Annotated in this window: 17 protein-coding genes; 11 read left to right on the forward strand and 6 right to left on the reverse strand. The window is 64.4% G+C overall.

Going from position 1 to position 17,422, the window contains the following annotated elements:
- Positions 1 to 3 precede the first annotated feature (3 nt).
- Entirely contained in the window at positions 4 to 966 is a 963-nt protein-coding gene (locus ASC45_RS11325) for a zinc ABC transporter substrate-binding protein (protein WP_055451151.1), read from the reverse strand.
- 43 nt (positions 967 to 1,009) lie between these two features.
- Between ASC45_RS11325 and ASC45_RS11330 the strand changes: the two genes are divergently transcribed.
- From ASC45_RS11330 to folE2, 3 genes are all read left to right on the forward strand, one after another.
- Positions 1,010 to 1,813 (forward strand): ATP-binding cassette domain-containing protein, encoded by an 804-nt coding sequence (locus tag ASC45_RS11330; protein ID WP_245610039.1) that lies wholly within the window; start codon positions 1,010 to 1,012, stop codon positions 1,811 to 1,813.
- Positions 1,806 to 2,606 carry a metal ABC transporter permease gene (locus ASC45_RS11335; protein WP_055451153.1) on the forward strand — a complete coding sequence of 267 codons (801 nt, stop codon included), beginning with the start codon at positions 1,806 to 1,808 and terminating at the stop codon, positions 2,604 to 2,606. Before ASC45_RS11330 ends, ASC45_RS11335 begins: the two co-directional genes overlap by 8 nt.
- Positions 2,607 to 2,729: 123 nt before the next feature.
- Complete coding sequence (gene folE2, locus ASC45_RS11340; protein ID WP_141655782.1) at positions 2,730 to 3,518, forward strand: GTP cyclohydrolase FolE2; 789 nt, start codon at positions 2,730 to 2,732, stop codon at positions 3,516 to 3,518.
- A gap of 2 nt (positions 3,519 to 3,520) precedes the next feature.
- On the opposite strand, the gene mutS is transcribed toward folE2, so the two are convergent.
- Positions 3,521 to 6,112, reverse strand: coding sequence for a DNA mismatch repair protein MutS (gene mutS, locus ASC45_RS11345; RefSeq protein WP_055451155.1), 2,592 nt, complete (start codon positions 6,110 to 6,112; stop codon positions 3,521 to 3,523).
- A 163-nt stretch (positions 6,113 to 6,275) separates the two neighbouring features.
- Between mutS and ASC45_RS11350 the strand changes: the two genes are divergently transcribed.
- The 4 genes from ASC45_RS11350 to ASC45_RS11365 are packed head-to-tail and all read left to right on the forward strand — an operon-like array spanning position 6,276 to position 9,099.
- A complete protein-coding gene (locus ASC45_RS11350; protein WP_245610040.1) occupies positions 6,276 to 7,175 on the forward strand; it encodes a DUF6662 family protein in 900 nt (299 codons plus the stop codon).
- Positions 7,176 to 7,184: 9 nt separating this feature from the next.
- Positions 7,185 to 7,730 (forward strand): FMN-binding protein, encoded by a 546-nt coding sequence (locus tag ASC45_RS11355; protein ID WP_082454377.1) that lies wholly within the window; start codon positions 7,185 to 7,187, stop codon positions 7,728 to 7,730.
- A 35-nt stretch (positions 7,731 to 7,765) separates the two neighbouring features.
- Positions 7,766 to 8,599, forward strand: a complete 834-nt coding sequence (locus tag ASC45_RS11360; RefSeq protein WP_281173302.1) for an FAD:protein FMN transferase — start codon at positions 7,766 to 7,768, stop codon at positions 8,597 to 8,599.
- On the forward strand, positions 8,596 to 9,099 hold the full coding sequence (locus ASC45_RS11365; RefSeq protein ID WP_055451159.1) for a hypothetical protein: 504 nt from the start codon (positions 8,596 to 8,598) through the stop codon (positions 9,097 to 9,099). The genes ASC45_RS11360 and ASC45_RS11365 overlap by 4 nt, the downstream gene beginning before the upstream one ends.
- Here the strand turns inward: ASC45_RS11365 and prmC are convergent.
- The 4 genes from prmC to ASC45_RS11385 all read right to left on the reverse strand — a co-directional run bounded on the left by prmC (position 9,060) and on the right by ASC45_RS11385 (position 12,914).
- A complete protein-coding gene (prmC, locus tag ASC45_RS11370) occupies positions 9,060 to 10,019 on the reverse strand; it encodes a peptide chain release factor N(5)-glutamine methyltransferase (RefSeq protein WP_245610042.1) in 960 nt (319 codons plus the stop codon). The genes ASC45_RS11365 and prmC overlap by 40 nt on opposite strands.
- Complete coding sequence (gene nadE, locus ASC45_RS11375; protein WP_055451160.1) at positions 10,016 to 11,005, reverse strand: NAD(+) synthase; 990 nt, start codon at positions 11,003 to 11,005, stop codon at positions 10,016 to 10,018. The genes prmC and nadE overlap by 4 nt, the downstream gene beginning before the upstream one ends.
- Before the next feature lie 21 nt (positions 11,006 to 11,026).
- Positions 11,027 to 11,269: an acyl carrier protein gene (locus tag ASC45_RS11380; protein WP_245610049.1), complete on the reverse strand. Its 243-nt coding sequence runs from the start codon at positions 11,267 to 11,269 to the stop codon at positions 11,027 to 11,029.
- 67 nt (positions 11,270 to 11,336) lie between these two features.
- Positions 11,337 to 12,914, reverse strand: a complete 1,578-nt coding sequence (locus ASC45_RS11385; protein WP_245610043.1) for a class I adenylate-forming enzyme family protein — start codon at positions 12,912 to 12,914, stop codon at positions 11,337 to 11,339.
- A 111-nt stretch (positions 12,915 to 13,025) separates the two neighbouring features.
- On the opposite strand from ASC45_RS11385, the gene ASC45_RS11390 reads away from it, so the two are divergent.
- The 4 genes from ASC45_RS11390 (at position 13,026) to glnL (ending at position 17,401) form a co-directional block, all read left to right on the forward strand.
- Entirely contained in the window at positions 13,026 to 13,790 is a 765-nt protein-coding gene (locus ASC45_RS11390) for a competence/damage-inducible protein A (protein WP_055451162.1), read from the forward strand.
- A 247-nt stretch (positions 13,791 to 14,037) separates the two neighbouring features.
- Positions 14,038 to 15,453: a type I glutamate--ammonia ligase gene (glnA, locus tag ASC45_RS11395; protein ID WP_055451163.1), complete on the forward strand. Its 1,416-nt coding sequence runs from the start codon at positions 14,038 to 14,040 to the stop codon at positions 15,451 to 15,453.
- Positions 15,454 to 15,773: 320 nt separating this feature from the next.
- Positions 15,774 to 16,328: a hypothetical protein gene (locus ASC45_RS11400; RefSeq protein ID WP_055451164.1), complete on the forward strand. Its 555-nt coding sequence runs from the start codon at positions 15,774 to 15,776 to the stop codon at positions 16,326 to 16,328.
- Entirely contained in the window at positions 16,325 to 17,401 is a 1,077-nt protein-coding gene (glnL, locus tag ASC45_RS11405) for a nitrogen regulation protein NR(II) (protein WP_055451165.1), read from the forward strand. Before ASC45_RS11400 ends, glnL begins: the two co-directional genes overlap by 4 nt.
- Positions 17,402 to 17,422: the final 21 nt, after the last annotated feature.

The raw sequence follows: 17,422 nt of genomic DNA on the forward strand, positions 1-17,422 counted from the left end.
GCCTCACCGGGCCGAGAGGCACTGGCTGAGATTCGTGGCCAGTTGCCGCATCAACTGGGTGTAACCCGCAAGCCCCAAAGGCCCTTTCGCACCGAGAGGATCGAGGGTGCCCACGCGCACAGGCGTTCCTTCCACCAGGGTCTGCACCAGCTTGGGCTCGAACTGTGGTTCGGTGAAGACGCAGACCACGCCCAGAGATTGAATCTTGTCGCGCATCTGGCTGACGCGCCGTGCGTTGGCCATGGCCTCCGGGCTGACCAGAAGCGAGCCGACCGCCCGCAGTCCGAAGGCATGCTCGAAATATTGGTAGGCATCGTGAAACACGATGAAGGGCTTGTGCTTCACCGGCTGGAGTTGCAAGGTCAGCTCGGCGGTCATGGCGTCGATAGTCTGCACCGCCTTGTCGGCATTGGCCTGATACTGTGCGGCATGCGCGGGGTCCTTGGCCGCCAGCACGCGTTCGGCCGTGCGCACGATGGTCTTGGCATTGGTCGGCGACAGCCAGAGATGGCCGTCGAAGCTGCCGGTGTGCGCATGCTCCTGTTCATGGTCTTCGCCGTCGTGGTGCAGCTTGGGTGCGGGCCGTTTGCGTTCCCAGTCGCCACCCTGCCGCGCGGGGAGCAGGTTCATGCCGGGCGCTGTCGAGAGCGTGACCACCTCGGTGGATTTGGGCAGCGATCGGGTGACGGGATTCAGCGCCGGTTCGACATCGGGGCCGATCCAGAAGACGACCTGGGCCTGCTCGGCCGCGGCACGCTCCGAGGGCTTGAGCGCGTAGGTGTGGGGCGAGCGACCCGGGGGAATCAGCACGCTCGGTGTGCCCACCCCCTGCATGACCGCGGCGACGAGATCGCCAACGGGTTTGATGCTGACGGCAACCTTCACCGGCTCTGCGCCTGCGAGCGGCGCCCGAAGGATGGCGACCAAGACGGTGCAGAAGACGGCAATTCGGGATAACTTCAGCATGGTTGATCCAGGCAATGAAACGATGGATGTTACTATATAACATATGCAACATACCGCAATGGCCTCGCTCCATACCGAGCCTCTGATCACGCTCGAAAACATTCATCTGACCCGTCACGGCAAGCGCCTGCTCGACGACGTGAGTCTGCTGGTGATGCCGCGCCAGATCGTCACTTTGATCGGACCGAACGGCGCGGGCAAGACCACCCTGGTGCGCGTGGTGCTCGGGCTGCTGCAACCCGACGGTGGCCGTGTCCAGCGGGCGGGTGATCTGCGGGTGGGCTATGTGCCGCAGCGCTTCGTGGTGCCGGCGAATCTGCCGATGGATGTGGACGGTTTTTTGCTGCTCTCGGGCGCCGGTGATGCGAGGCAGCGGCAGCAGGTACTGGTCGACAATGGGGCCGGTGACCTGGTGCGCAGCCCGCTGCGGGCCCTGTCCGGCGGAGAAATGCAGCGTGTTCTGCTCGCCCGCGCCATGCTGCGCCAGCCCGATCTGCTGGTGCTCGACGAGCCCGCGCAAGGGCTCGACGTGCAGGGGCAGGAGGCGTTCTATGCGCTGATCGCACGTCTGCGCGACACCACGGGTTGTGGGGTGCTGCTCGTCTCTCACGATCTGCATCTGGTCATGGCGGCCACCGACGAGGTAATTTGCCTTGAGCGGCACGTCTGCTGTGTCGGTCGCCCCGAAGACGTCGGGGTGCACCCCGAATATCGACGCCTGTTCGGGCGCGATCTGGCGGGCCTGGCCGTCTATCGTCACCATCACGATCACCACCACGACCTGCATGGCAACATCGTTCCCGACAAGGGGCCTGAAGCGGCGGCAGGAGGGCAGCGCGATGAGTGAACTCGGTTTGCCCGAATTCGTCTGGCGTGCCCTGCTGGGCGGGGTGGGCGTGGCGCTGCTGGCTGGGCCTCTGGGCTGCTTCGTGGTGTGGCGGCGCATGGCTTATTTCGGCGAAACCCTGGCGCACTCGGCCTTTCTCGGCGTGGGTTTGGGGCTATTGCTGCATCTCGATCCCGTCCTGGGTGTGCTCGCGGTCAGCGTGGTGGTGGCGCTGATTCTGGCGCGCAGGCAGCCCGCTGATGGCCTGGCCGAAGACACCCTGCTGGGGCTGCTGGCGCATAGCAGTCTGGCGCTGGGACTGGTTGTGCTGGCCTTCATGGAAGACGTGCGGGTCGATCTGTTCGCCTATCTGTTCGGCGACATTCTGGCGCTCAGACCGGCCGACCTCGGCTGGATTGCGCTGCTCGACGTCGTCGCGCTGGGCGTGCTGGCACTGCTGTGGCGCGGTCTGTTGGCGATGACGGTGCACGAAGAACTCGCGGCAGTCGAAGGGCGCAGGGTGAGGGCCTTGCAACTGGCTTTCATGCTGCTGCTGGCGGCGTTCGTCGCGCTGGCGATGAAACTGGTGGGCATTCTGCTCACGGTGGCGATGCTCATCATTCCGGCAGCGGCGGCGCGTCGACTGGCGCGCACCCCGCTGCAGATGGCCTGGGGCGCGGCGGTGATTGGCGCGGCGGCGGTCGGGCTGGGGGTCATGGCCTCGCTGCACTCTGATCTGCCCACGGGCCCGGCCATCGTGGTCGCGGCAGCGGTGCTCTTTTTGCTGTTGCGGGTGCTGCCGCAGCGCGGCTGAGAGCGCCCAATCCCGCAGGCCGGGCAAGGAACAGCGCCATCCGGGATAATCTGAGAACTTTTCTCAACTATGCCCCGGGCGGGCTGCGCTGAAATGCCGCGGCGCAGCCCCACCCGTCATCCCATGAACAAACCCTTTGATGCCATTCCAGATATCCAGAGCACTGTGGACGAGCGCCATATCGCGATCCAGCGGGTCGGGGTCAAGGGTTTGCGCTACCCGGTGAACGTGTGTCTGCGCGATGGCAGCGTGCATCCGAGCATTGCCCAGGTGACGGCCGACGTGGCGCTGCCTGCCGAGAAGAAGGGCACGCATATGTCGCGCTTCGTCGAACTGCTCGAAGCCATGCCCGAGGCGATGGACGCGCAGGCGTTTGCCGCGCTCACCCGGCAGATGCTCCCCAAGCTGAATGCCACGGCGGGTCGGCTGGAGTTTGCCTTCACGCTGTTTTTGCGCAAGACCGCGCCGGTGTCCGGGGTGCAAAGCCTGCTCGATTACGAGGCGGGCTGGATCGCCGAAGCGCGCGGCGATCAGGTCAAGCTCACGGCCAGGGTCATGGTGCCGGTGAAATCGCTGTGCCCGTGCTCGAAGGAGATCTCGGATTACGGCGCGCACAACCAGCGCTCGAACATCACCATCACCGCCGAGTTGCTGCAACCGGTGGCGCTGGAAGAACTCATCCGCATCGCCGAGGAAGAGGCCTCGTGCGAGATATGGGGCCTGCTCAAGCGGCCGGACGAGAAATACGTCACCGAGCACGCTTACGAAAACCCGAAATTCGTTGAGGATCTGGTGCGCGATGTCGCCGCCCGTCTCAACGCCGATGCGCGCATCGGTCATTACGTGGCTGAGGCGGAGAATTTCGAGTCCATCCACAATCACTCGGCCTACGCCCTGATCGAACGAGCCTGAGTTCAGTCGGACGACTGCAGATCCTTGAGACGGTAAAGGGCTTCGAGCGCCTGGCGCGGGGTCAGGGCATCGGGGTCCAGCGTCTCCAGGGCGTCGCGTAGCGCATCGGTTTGCGGCGCAGCTTCAGTTGCTTGCCGTTGCGCCTCGACGGGGGCAGCAAACAGGTCGAGCTGCGCGTCCTGCGCCTGTTGTCTGCGCTCCAGCGCGTCCAGCCGTCGACGGGCGTCGCGTATGACGGCTGACGGCACCCCCGCAAGCTGTGCGACCTGCACGCCGTAGCTTCGGTTGGCCGGTCCTTCGCGCACTTCATGCAGAAACACGATGCCCTGTGGCGTCTCGGTTGCGCCCACATGGACGTTGGCCGCGTGTGGGTGGCGCAGGGGCAGCTCGGTCAGCTCGAAATAATGGGTGGCGAACAGGGTGAGGCTGCGGTTGCGGTCGTGCAGCTGCGCCGCGATGGCGGCGGCCAGCGCCAGGCCGTCGAAGGTGGAGGTGCCGCGCCCGACTTCGTCCATCAGCACCAGGCTTTGCGGTGTGGCCTGACGCAGGATCGCCGCGGTTTCCGCCATTTCGACCATGAAGGTCGATTGCCCGCCTGCCAGATCGTCGGAAGCGCCGATGCGGGTGAAGATGGCGTCCAGCGGGCCGATGCGCGCGCTGCGCGCGGGCACGTAGCTGCCGAGATAGGCGAGCAGGGCGATCAGCGCGGTCTGCCGCATATACGTGGATTTGCCGCCCATGTTCGGCCCGGTGAGGATGAGCAGGCGGCGCTGTTCGTCGAGCTGGCAGTCGTTGGGAATGAAACGGTCGACCCGGCTTTCGATCACCGGATGGCGGCCACCGACGATCTCCAGCCCCGGTGTCTGGGTGAACTCGGGGCAGACCCAGCCGAAGGTGCTCGCGCGCTCGGCCAGGGCAGCCAGCACGTCGAGCAGGGCAATGGCCTGCGCGGCGCGGCGGATGGCGGCGAGACTCGCCTGCAAGACGTCGATGACGCCGTCGAACAGGACCTTCTCGCGGCTCAGCGCCCGGTCTTGTGCCGAGAGTGCCTTGTCCTCGAAGGCCTTCAGCTCGGGGGTGATGTAGCGTTCGGCACCCTTGAGGGTCTGCCGCCTGCGGTAGTCGTCGGGCACCTTGTCGGTCTGCCCGTGGGTGACTTCGATGAAAAACCCGTGAACCTTGTTGTATTGCACCCGCAAATTGGCAATGCCGGTGCGCGCGCGTTCGCGCTGCTCCAGCTCCATGAGAAAGCTGCCGCAGTCGGTGTCGATGGCTCGCAGTTCGTCGAGTTCGGCATCGAAGCCCGCGGCGATCACGCCGCCGTCGCGCAGGTTCAGCGCGGGCTCGGCGGCGATGGCGCGCAGCAGCAAGGCGGCGGGCTCGGGCGGCAGGTCGAGCTGTGCATCGACGGTTTGTAGTAAGTCGCAGCGCTCGAACGCGGCAGCCTGACGGCGCAGCGCAGGCAGGAGCAGCAGGCCGTCGCGCAAGCCGGAAAGCTCGCGCGGCTTGGCCTGCCTGAGGGCGATGCGTGCGGCAATGCGCTCCAGATCGGCCATGCCGCGAAGGCTGCCACACAGGGCAGCCAATCCACCGTCCATCAGGCTCTGCAACGCGGCGTGACGAGTGCGGGCGATGTCGGCATCGCGCGGCGGCGCCTGCAGCCAGTCGCGCAGCAGGCGGCTGCCCGCAGCCGTCTGGCAGGAGTCGAGATGCGAAAAGAGCGTCGGGCTGTCGTCACCGCGCAGAGGCTGGAGGATTTCGAGGTTGCGGCGTGCCACGGCGTCGAGGCGAAGACTCTGCTCGGCGCGCTCGACGCGCAGATCGGCCAGCAAGGGCAGGGCGCCGCCCTGCGTCTGCTCGGCATAGGTCAGCAGCGCGGCGGCAGCGGCGTGGGCGCTGCCCAGACCCTGGGCGCCAAATCCGTCGAGATGCGCCACCTGCAACTGGGCGCAGAGCTTGCGCAGGCCGAGCGCCGAATCGAAATGCCAGTCGGGCCGCTCCGTCGTGAAGGGCAAGGTTAACTCTTGAGGCACAACATGGCTTTGCGGCCAGAGGATTTCGGCCGGGCCGATGCGCGCCAGCCAGTCGGGCAGCGCCGTCGGGTCGCACTGCGCCAGGGTGACGCTGCCGCCGGTCAGGGCCATCCACGCCAGTCCCCAGACGCCGCGGGCCGACTTCGCCGGGGCGATGGCCAGCAGGATGGCGTCGCGCTTGTCGTCGAGCAGCGCCTGCTCGGTGAGCGTGCCGGGCGTGACGACGCGCACCACTCGCCGCTCGACCAGCCCCTTGGCCTGCGACGGATCACCGATCTGCTCGCAGATTGCTGCCGATTCGCCCAACCTGACCAGCTTGGCCAGGTAGCCGTCCAGAGCCTGCGCCGGTACGCCGGCCATGATGACTGGCTCGCCCGCCGACTGGCCTCGCCGCGTCAGGGTGATGTCGAGCAACCGCGCTGCCTTTTCCGCGTCGTCATAGAACAGCTCATAAAAATCGCCCATGCGGCAAAGCAGCAGACTGCCAGGATGATCGGCCTTCATGCGCAGGTACTGCTGCATCAAGGGCGTGTGGGCACTGAGGTTGGACGGTTGAGGCATGGATAAGGGGCGCGAAACGACGCGCTATTTTGCCTGCGTCGTCCTGCCTTGAGCGCGAGCGTCCGGAGCGTTGCCTTGGCGTTTGCGCGTTACAAGAAGACATGCTTGACACAATCATCCATAAAAATAAAAATGCGAACCGTTCGTATTTATGGAGATTGAATTGACTTATCGATTTCACCTGACACTGGCCACGCTCGCTGGCTTGACCTTCGCTGCGCTGCCGATGAGCGCCGCGGCAGACGAGAACCTGCTCGGTTATACCGTGGGGGCTGAGACACTGCCAAAAGGCGCATCCGAGGCCTATTTCTGGCTCACCGATCACAGCGGCAAAAGGCGTGGCAGTTACTCGGCGCAGTACCTCCGCGCCGAGTACGAATACGGTATCACCAACAGTCTGAGTGGCGCGATCTATCTCAATGGCTACCGGCACAGCTACGACTGCGGCACGGTCGGTTGCGCCGGCCCGGTGGGGCAGGGCGAAATCACCGGCAGCCTGCACCGAACTCAGCTCAGCGGTTTTTCGCTGGAGCTGAAAAAAATGCTTCTGTCGCCGTACAAGGACGATCTGGGCGTGGCTCTGTATGGCGAGGTGACCTATGACACAGTCGATCCGATCACCGGCGAAAAGGGCCAAGGCTACGAGGTGGAAGCCAAGCTCATCCTTCAACGTCCCTATCTGGATGGCCAATTGCAGTGGGTGACCAACCTTGAACTCGAGGCAGAGTCGTGGCGACCGCAGGCTGGTGGCGGAACGGAGTTTGCTGTTGCGCCGCGGTTACGCAGTGGCGTGTCGTATCGGTTCGCCCCGAATTGGTCCATCGGCGCAGAGGGCTGGATCGACGCCGAAATCCTGCGTCCGGCGGGAGAGTCGTGGCAGTTCGATCACTGGGACTTTTTCGCTGGCCCGTCGCTCCATTACGGCGGCAAGACCTGGTGGGCCACGCTGACCTGGGCGCAGCAACTGCGCGGCTCCAACGAAGCGGCCGACAACGTCAGCGGTCTGCATCTGGCCGATCACGAGCGGCGCGAAATCCGGCTGAAGCTCGGATACAACTTCTGAGGCTTGGCTATGCGAAGATGGCATCCGATTCTGTTCATGCCGGTGGCGGCCCTGGTGGCGGCGCCGGTGGGAGCGACTGAATATCTCACCGTCGAGCAGGCGCAGAAGGCGCTGTTCCCCGATGCCGAGCGCTTTGTTGCCGCACCGGTGCAACTCAGTGCGGCCCAGAAAGCCGCTATCGAGGAGCGCTCCGGTCTGAAACAGCGCTGGGACCGGCAGGAGGTCTGGCGGGCCGAGCGTGGCGGCAAGCTGCTGGGCTGGTTCATAGTCGATGATGTGGTGGGCAAGCACGAATTCATCCGCTACGGCACGGCCCTGCTGCCCCAAGGGAAGGTGCGCGGCATCGAGGTGATGATCTATCGCGAGACCCACGGCGATCAGATCCGCCAGGCGAGTTGGCGCAAGTCGCTCGAAGGCAAGACACTGGCCGATCCGTTCAAGCTCGATCAAGACGTGCCCAACATCAGCGGCGCTACGCTGTCGTGCCGCAACGTCATGAACGGTGTGAAGCGCCTTTTGGTGCTGCAACAAGTCGCGCTGCAGGGGGACAAATGAGACGGCGAGAGGCTGAAGTCGTGTCCATTCGCCGCATGCAACCGCTTTTGGGTACCTGGGTGGAGATTCGCGCCCGCGGCCGCGCAGGTAGGGTGGAAAGGGCCGTGCGAAGTGCATTTCTGCACATCGCCCGGGCGCAGCGGCGCATGAGTTTTCACGATCCTGACAGCACGCTCAGTCGCATCAACCTGTGCGCGCACCATTCTGCGCAGCAGGTCGATGTCTGGACCTGGGACGTACTGCGCAAGGCCTTGCATCTGGCGCGTGCCAGCGACGGCTTCTTCGACGTTACGGTGGGCGCTCGACTGGTGGCCTGTGGCGCGCTTCCCGATCACGGCTACGCCTCGCTTCACGCGCCGACCGGCAGTGATGCGGTGGAGCTGCTGCCGGGGCGTCGGGTGCGATTGCATCGCCCCGTGGTGCTGACCCTGGACGGCATCGCCAAGGGCTATGCGGTCGATCTGGCCACGGCTTGCCTTCAGCGCGCCGGAGTGCATCAGGCTGTGGTCAATGCCGGAGGCGATTTGCGTGTTTTCGGCCCTGAGCCTGTTCCGATCGCCGTGCGCAATGCCCACGGCGCCCTGAACGATGCGGGGCAACTGTTCAACGCAGCCGTGGCGTCGTCCATCGTCGCGCCTGATGCCCAGCAGCGGCAGCGGTTTACCGCGAGGTTGATCCATCCCAAGGGCCATGCGGTGCCGTCCATCCCGCAGATCTGGACGGTGCGGGCCGACCAGGCATGGCTCGCCGATGCGCTCACCAAGGTGGCAGCCCTGGCCAAACCCGGGCAGCGTGCTGCATGGGTGGCACGCCTGGGTGGGCATCTGATGACACCGGAGGACGCCACCGGTTTGGAGGCCGCAGCATGAAGACGTATCCACGCGCTTTCGGGCCGACGCTACACCTCGCCGCCGTTGCGCTGCTGGGAACGGGGTTGCTCCTCGTCCCCGGGGCGCTGCAGATGCGCCTCGACTGGGATCTGCCCTGGGTGTTGCCCGGCGGCCTGCGGGTCTGGGTGGCGATGCTGCATGCCCTGAGTTTTCTGCTGATCGCCGGACTCATCGGTGCGGTGTGGGCGGTGCATGTACGCGCCGGTTGGGCGCGGCGCGAAAACATGGTCAGCGGTCTGTCGCTGCTGGCGGCTTTCGGGCTGCTGGGCCTAAGCGGCCTGGGTCTGTACTACGCCGCGGGTGAAGCGCTGCCGAAGTGGAGTGCGGTCGCGCATCTCCTGGCCGGTGGGCTTTTGCCGCTCCTCTATGGCGCGCATCGGCTGGGAGCGCGCGCCGCCGCTGCGCGCGCCTGGCCCCGCTGGGCGAGGCTGGCCCGGGATCAGACGGCGCGGGCCAGCACGGCGCGTACCGCGCCCTGAGCATCGACGATGGTTTCGACTTGGTCGTAAGCCGGGCTTTTCTCCAGAAGTTGTGTCATGGCCGGGCCTTGCCCAAGGCCGACTTCCATGCCCAGCCAGCCCCCGGGACGCAGCAAAGGTGGGGCCTCGCGGATCAGACGCATCAGAATGCGCACGCCGAACGGCCCGCCGTCGAAGGCGAGATGGGGTTCGTGTCCCACGATTTCTCGCGGCATGGTGTCCATCTTGGTCGTCGAAATGTAGGGCGGAAGCGATACCAGCAGGTCGACCTGGCGATGAAACGCTTCGCCGAACGGAGCCAGCAGATCGCCGGTGTGCAGTTGAACCCGAGAGTTCAAGCCGAGCTGCTGGGTGTTGGCTCTGGCCAGGTCGATCGCCGTCGGGGAAATGTCCGCGCCATGTACCTGCGCCTGGGGTACGGCGTGCGCCAGCGCCAAGGCGAGATTGCCCGAGCCGCAGCACACATCGATGGCAAGGGGCGGCGCTGACCGGTTGGCCGCGACATCTCGCAGTTTCTCGATGGCGACGCGGGCCAGCATTTCACTCTCGGCGCGGGGAATCAGCGCCTCGGGTGAGGCGAGGAGCTCCAGCCCCATGAAGCGCTGGCGACCCGTGAGATAGGCGACCGGCTCGCCGTCGATGCGCCGTGCGATCAGGGCGTCGAGGGCGTCGAGTTGCTGTGTGTCGAGCGCGGGCAGGTCGGTTTCGCTGGCGGCATGGAGCGAAAGCGGCTGTCCTGCGGCCAAGAGCCAGAGCGCGCGCAGGGCGGATGACGGAGTTTCCTCAGGCTTGTCGGGAAGGATGTCGAGCGCCTTGGTGAGGTGGATCAAGCGCTGTGCGAAGGCGGCGTGGCTGTGTGCATTAAGCATCGGGCTGTCGGCAGGGTCGAGGGCGATGGCCTCGTCGAGTCGTGAGTTCAAGCGTCATCTCCGAGAAAAACCGGCTCGACCAGTGCGGGCCGGGCGTGCAGATAGCGTGTGGTGCGGCGTTTGGCGTCGATGTCGGCCAACACCGAGGCGGCCACCTGCGGCGTGGTGCCGAGAGCCTGGGCCAGCTCGTCAGCGGTGTAGTCGTGGTTGCGTGCCCAAAGTGCAAGATCCATCTGATGCCAGGGCAGGGCGAAATAGAACTCGTCCTGCCCCTGCGGCAGGCTGTAGGTGTCGGTGGTCGGTGCCGCGTTGCACACGGCTTCGGGCAGACCGAGGTGGCGGGCGAGCGCGTACACCTGAGTCTTGTAGAGGTGCGCGATGGGTTTGAGATCGGCGGAACCGTCGCCGTTTTTCACAAAAAAGCCTTGGTCGTATTCCAGCCGGTTGGGTGTGCCGATCACGGCGTAATTCAGGCGGTCGGCGTGGAAGTATTCGAGCGTCTTGCGCAGGCGCTGCTTGTGGTTGGTCGCGGCGACGATCTGCAGATAGGCGCGCAGTGGCAGCCGGGTTTCCGACAGCACGCCGTCCGGGGCCTGGGCAATGAGTTTGAAGTGATTGATGCCGCCGGCGAGTCCGCCCGAGATCGCGAGCTTGATTTTCCACTCCGGGGTGTAGTCGGGCAGCACGCTGCGCACCGCCTCGTCGCGCCAGCGGTAGCAGCCGATGGCATCGAGGGCCGGGGCGATGTCTTCCACCGCATGCTCGATGCCCAGTTGCTGCGCGACCTGAGCACCCAGGCTGGCGCTGGCCTGCGAGGAATCGCGCTCCGGCATGAGCAGGCCGAACACGCGCTGTGGCCCCAGAGCGCGCACCGCTAGCGCCGCGCACACCGAGCTGTCGACGCCGCCGGAGAGGCCGAGCACCACGCCGCGCTTGTTCAGGCCGCGCAGAGTCTGGAGAAAGAATTCGCCAATGCGGGCGGTCTCGGCCTCGCAATCGAGTGCGAGAACTTCGGCGTCGAGGGCGGGGCGTTTCATGGTGGATGTGTTCACAACCTCTTAGGCAGCCTGTTTGCGCTGCACATAGGCCGCGATGGCGGCAATGCTGTCGAGGTTCTCCGGCACCATCTCGGTATCGGCGACCTGGATGCCCCAGGTCTCCTCCAGGAACAGGATGAGTTCGAGCACGCCGGTCGAGTCCAGGATGTGCAGATCCAGCAGGGAATCGGTGTCGCTGTAGTTGGTGTCGCGCGCGCCGAGCAGAAAGTTGCTGTCGATGTAGTCGCGGATTTGCCGGTGCATGTCAGTCACGGGATCGAGACCTTGGTGATGGAAAGGACAGATGGGAAGGGCAGACGGGAAAGCGGCATCAGCGCAAGCCCGTTTTTTTGATCTTTCCGGTGTCGGTGCGGGGCAGGGCGTCGACGAACTCGACGTACTTGGGCGCCATGAAATTTTCGATGTTGGCCAGGCAATGCTTGATGACCTCGCGCTCGCTGAGGCTGACGCCGGGCTTGCACACCACGAAGGCTTTGACGGCCTGGCCCAGCAGCGGGTCATCCACGCCGATGACCGCCGCTTCGAGCACGCCTTCGAGCGCATGCAGCACGTTTTCGACTTCGCGCGGGCTGACCTTTTCGCCCCGGCTCTTGATGATGTCGTCGCGCCTGGCGACGAAGTACAGCCAGCCCTCATCGTCGGTACGGAACAGGTCGCCCGAATACAGCACCATTTCGCCGGGAATCGGCCCTGGGCGCAGGCGCTGCGCGGTCTGCTCGGGCTTGCGCCAGTAGCCGCGCATCACATGGCTGCCGCGAATGACCAGTTCGCCCGTCGAACCCCAGGGCAGGCGGCGTCCTTCGTCATCGACCAGCCAGACTTCTTCGTTGGGCATGCCGCGTCCCACACTGGCGGGGCGGATGTCGAGTTGCTCGGGCGGCAGGTAGGTGACGCGCTTGCACTCGGTCAGCCCGTACATCGAGAACAGCGTGGCCTGAGGAAACAGGGCGCGGATCTGCGCAATCTGCGTCTGTGGCAGCGCTGCGGCGGTATTGGTGATCAGGCGCAGCGCGGAAAGATCGAACTCATGCAGCGTCTTGAGATTGGTCAGCAGGGTGAACATGGTGGGCACACCCGGGAACACGGTGGCCCGCTCCTGCGCCATGCGTTCGAGCACTTTCACCGGGAAGGTGAACGAACGCTCCAGCAGCACGGTGGCGCCCAGGCTAAAGGCCATGAGCACCTGATAAAGCCCGTAGTCGAAGGCCAGAGGCAGGGCGCAGACGATGATGTCGTCCTGCCGCAGGCCCAGATAGCTGCGCACCGAATGCAGCGCGGTGAGCATGTTCAGGTGGGTGAGCATCACGCCCTTGGCGTCGCCGGTGGAGCCCGAGGTGTAGATGATGGCGGCCAGATCCTGGTCGATCAGATCGGGATGCGTGGGCGAGCAGGCGGCTTGGGGCAGAGCCGGCGGGAATGGCCGTTCGCGCGCATCGGCCGTGCCGGTATCCGCCTTGCCTTGTGCGTAGGCCGTCAGCATGTAGCAATGACGCACGCTGCGGTTCTGCGCCAGTGCGGCGCGGCTGGTTTCGGCCAGTTCCTGCTGTGTGAGCAGGGCGCTGGCCTCGGCATCGTTGAGGATGTAGGCCAGCTTGTCGGCCTTGGTCAGGGTGTTGACCGGCATGAACACGGCGCCGATCTTGAGCACGGCGTACATCGCCGCGATCATTTCGACGCAGTTGTCGAGGAAGAGCGCTACCCGCTCGCCGCGCTGGATGCCGTCGGCGCGCAGCGCGGCGGCAATGCCTTCCACATGGTCGGCCAGGTCGGCGTAGCGAGTCGTCACGCCCTCGCGCACGAGGGCGCGATGATCGGCATGGGAGGAGACCGTCGTCTCGAACGTCTGGTGAAGAAGCATGATCGGTTTGTCGATGGAGTAGTCAAGCATACGAGCGGTGCGGGCGCTCGAAACCCTCCCACGCCGCAACAAAAGCGCTAGTTTGTGACTTATTTGGAACCGAGGCGCCCGCTATCCTTACCATTTCAAAAGGATGCGTATATGGGACTGGGGCTTTACATCATCGGCGACGAAATCCTCTCGGGAAAACGTCAGGACAAACATTTTCCCCATTTGCTCGGGATGCTCAGGGCGAGGCAGATGCGGCTGGACTGGGTGCAGTATCTGGGGGACGACCCGACGCTGCTGACTGCAGCCTTCGCCGCCAGCTTCCAGCGTGGCGATGTGGCACTGAGCTGTGGCGGCATCGGCGCCACACCGGACGATCACACCCGGCAAAGCGCCGCTGCGGCATTGGGCGTGCCGCTTAAGCTCCATCCTGAAGCCAAGGCGCTGATTCAGCAGCGGGTGATCGAAGCCGGGCTGGGCGAACTGGATTCCGCAGCGAACCAGCAGCGCCTGCAAATGGGGTACTTCCCCCAGGGCAGCGCCATCATCCCCAATCCTTACAACAAGATTCCGGGCTTTTCCATCCGCCAGCACTACTTCGTGCCCGGGTTTCCGGTGATGGCCTGGCCGATGCTCGAATGGGCGCTCGATGGTCCGCTTGCCGGGCTTCATGGGCAAGGGCATCAGGTCGAAAAGGCTGTCATCGTCCGCAAGGCGATGGAGTCGGATCTGACGCCTTTGATGGAAGACATCGAGCAGCGCTTCCCCGGCGTGAAGGTCTTCAGCCTGCCGAGTGTGGATCATCCGGTCTGGGGGCGGCACATCGAACTGGGGGTCAAAGGCGCCGAAGTTGGGGCAGCGTTTGACTATCTCTGCACACATTTGCCTCCTGGGAGTTGGGAAAATGCACCAAAATAAGGCGTTACGCATTGTTGTGGTGCGCACAGAATCTGTGCACCAGAATGAGGCCTTCCAGAGCCCGACGCTGTCCCGCTAAACGCGCCCTCTGCGAGGGCTGGCCCAAGAGGGCGACGACCGGTCGATGCAGGCACGCTTTCTGCTAGATTGCGCGTACTGCGCAGAGCATCGCAGCAACCGATGTTGAGTGCCACCTTTGCACCTAAGATGGTCCCTCACACGCATTTCAACCTGACAGGAGATTTTCATGAGCAAAACAGTCGCCGACGTGATGGGCATGGTGAAGGAACACGACGTCAAGTTCGTGGATTTCCGTTTCACCGACACTCGCGGCAAGGAGCAACACGTGTCGGTGCCGATTTCCGCCTTCGACGAAGGCAAGTTCACCGACGGCCATGCGTTCGACGGTTCCTCCATCGCCGGCTGGAAAGGCATCGAAGCCTCGGACATGCTGCTCATGCCCGATCCCAACACCGCCAACATCGACCCGTTCTATGAAGAAACCACGCTGCTGCTGAGCTGCGACGTGCTCGAACCCGGCGACGGCAAGCCCTACGACCGCGATCCGCGTTCCATCGCCAAGAAGGCCGAGGCGTATCTCAAGGCCTCGGGCATCGGCGACACCGCCTACTTCGGTCCCGAGCCCGAGTTCTTCATCTTCGATCAGGTCCGCTGGAATGTCGACATGTCGGGCAGCTTCGTCAAGATCGATTCCAACGAGGCCGCATGGGCCACCGGTGACAAGATGGAAGGCGGCAACATGGGCCACCGGCCGTCGGTGAAGGGCGGCTACTTCCCGGTTCCCCCGGTCGACAGCCTGCAGGACATCCGCTCGGAAATGTGCCTGCTGCTCGAACAGATGGGCGTGCCCGTCGAAGTGCATCACCACGAAGTGGCCAACGCAGGCCAGTGCGAAATCGGCACCAAGTTCTCCACCCTGGTGCAGCGTGCTGACTGGACGCAAATCCTCAAGTATGTGGTGCACAACGTGTCGCACGCCTACGGCAAGACTGCGACCTTCATGCCCAAGCCCGTGGTCGGCGACAACGGTTCGGGCATGCATGTGCACCAGTCGATCTGGAAGGACGGCAAGAACCTGTTCGCCGGTAACGGCTATGCCGGCCTGAGCGAGTTCGCGCTGTACTACATCGGCGGCATCATCAAGCATGCCCGCGCGCTCAATGCCATCACTAACCCCGGCACCAACTCCTACAAGCGCCTGGTGCCTGGCTTCGAGGCCCCGGTCATGCTGGCCTACTCGGCCCGCAACCGCTCGGCATCGATCCGCGTACCGTTCGTGCAGAGCGACAAGGCCCGCCGCATCGAGGTGCGCTTCCCCGATCCCACCGCCAACCCCTACCTGGCCTTCTCCGCCATGATGATGGCCGGTCTGGACGGCGTGGAAAACAAGATCCACCCGGGCGAAGCCGCGAGCAAGAATCTGTACGACCTGCCGCCCGAAGAAGAAGCCAAGATCCCCACCGTCTGCTCCAGCCTCGACCAGGCGCTGGACTACCTCGACAAGGATCGCGGCTTCCTGACCAAGGGCGGCGTGTTCAGCGACGACTTCATCAGCGCCTACATCGACCTGAAAATGGAGGAAGTCACCCGCTTCCGCATGACCACCCATCCGGTCGAGTTCGACATGTACTACTCGCTGTAATTTGCTGCGATGGAAAAAAGCGGCCTGTGGGCCGCTTTTTTTGCGTCACGTTGGCAATTTCGCGACGCCGTGTCGGCTGCGAGGGCGGCTGGGACGTTGCCAGACTTACACTTCTGCACTTTCAACCCAGATTGTTCATGAGGGCACGGGATGATGGCGAGGCGGGTTGGGGATGGATTTGGCTCCGTGCTACAAGCTCATAGCCCAAGCTATGGGCGCGAAGCACGGGGGCAAAAACGCCCCAAACAGACCGCCAGCGCCCGTGCAGGCGCAAAGCGCCGCCTCATGGACAATCTGGGTTCAACGCCAGCATCGTTGCCATGACTCTGCTCAACCGTCTGACCGCCCGATATGCCGCGCCTGCGGCCCTTGCCATGCTCGCGCTGGCTTCGGCTGCACAGGCCCAGACCGATCCGCAAAGGGTGTATCGCTGCCCCGACAATTCCTACACCAACGACCTCTCCGAGGTGAAGCAGAAGAACTGCAAGCTCATCGACAACGCCAATGTGAGCATTCTGTCGAGCCCGGGCATGCCGCCCAAGGTCATCGGTTCCGGCAGCAAGCCCAATGAGCCGGGAGCCGCGCCCAGCGGCAACCAGGCCGCGCGCGTGGCGCCATCGACGCAGAAGGAACGCGATGCCGAGGCGCGTCGCATTCTGGAGCAGGAGTTGCAGCAGCAGCAGGCCCGCCTAGAGCAGCAGCTCAAGGAATACAACAACGGCCAGCCGCCCTATCTGCCGAGCGAGCGCATCGTCGGGGGTGGCATCAAGGGCGGCGAATACGCCCAGCGTGTCGCAGCGATGAAAGACCAGATTGCCATGACTCAGGCCAACATCGCCGCGCTGCAGCGCGAATTGCAGAAATATCCCCAATGAACGAGGGCGCGGCCGGGTCGCAGAGCACGCCCGACTACCCCGGCCTGGAATGGCTGGCCTCCATGGCGGCATTGGTGGATGAAGGCGGTCTGATTCAATACGCCAACCCCGCCCTCGAAAACGGCCTTGGCGTCTCCCGCCGGATGCTACAGGCGCAGAACCTGGGGCATTGGCTGGATTGCGCGGATCTGTGGCAGGAAGCGCTGCTGCAAGTGCGCGGCAACGTGTTCAGCAGCAAGCGCTTCGATTGCATGATGCGTCTGCGCGATGCCGTGCAGGTTCAGGTGATTGTGACGCGAACCGATCATCCCGAGGGGCTGTTGCTCGTCGAAGTAGTCGAGATCAGCCAGCAGTCGCGGCTGGAGCGCGAGGAGCAGTGGCACAACCAGGCGCAGGCGAACAAGGAACTGATCCGCAATCTGGCGCACGAGATCAAGAACCCGCTCGGGGGCATACGCGGAGCTGCGCAATTGCTCCATGCCGAGCTGCCCTCGGCCGAACTGCAGGAATACACCCAGGTCATCATCGCGGAGGCCGATCGCCTGCAAACCCTGGTGGACAGGCTGCTGGCGCCGCATCGCAAGCCGCATGTCGTGGGCGATGTGAACATTCACGAAGTCTGCGAGCATGTGCGCACCTTGCTGCAGGCCGAGTTCCCTCAAGGTCTGACCATCGAGCAGGATTACGACGCCAGCCTGCCCGAATTTCGCGGCGACAAGGAGCAGCTCATCCAGGCCGTGCTCAACATCGCGCACAACGCGGCGCAGGCCTTGCAGGGCCGTATCGCCACGGGTGACGCACGCATCGTCTTCCGCACCCGCGTGGCGCGGCAGACGACGGTGGCTCGCCAGCGCTACAAGCTGGCACTGGTCTTGCATATCGTGGACAACGGCCCAGGGGTGCCTGCGGAACTGAAAGATCGCATCTTCTTTCCGCTGATCTCGGGCCGCGAAGGAGGCAGTGGACTGGGGCTCACGCTGGCCCAGACCTTCGTCCAGCAACATCAGGGAACCATCGAATGCGACAGCCAGCCAGGCCATACCGACTTCCGTATCACCCTTCCACTGCCTTGAAAGGGCTGCTCGCGCGGGAGG

Origin of the sequence: Thiomonas bhubaneswarensis, from assembly GCF_001418255.1 — a bacterium.
GTDB classification, from domain to species: domain Bacteria; phylum Pseudomonadota; class Gammaproteobacteria; order Burkholderiales; family Burkholderiaceae_C; genus Thiomonas; species Thiomonas bhubaneswarensis.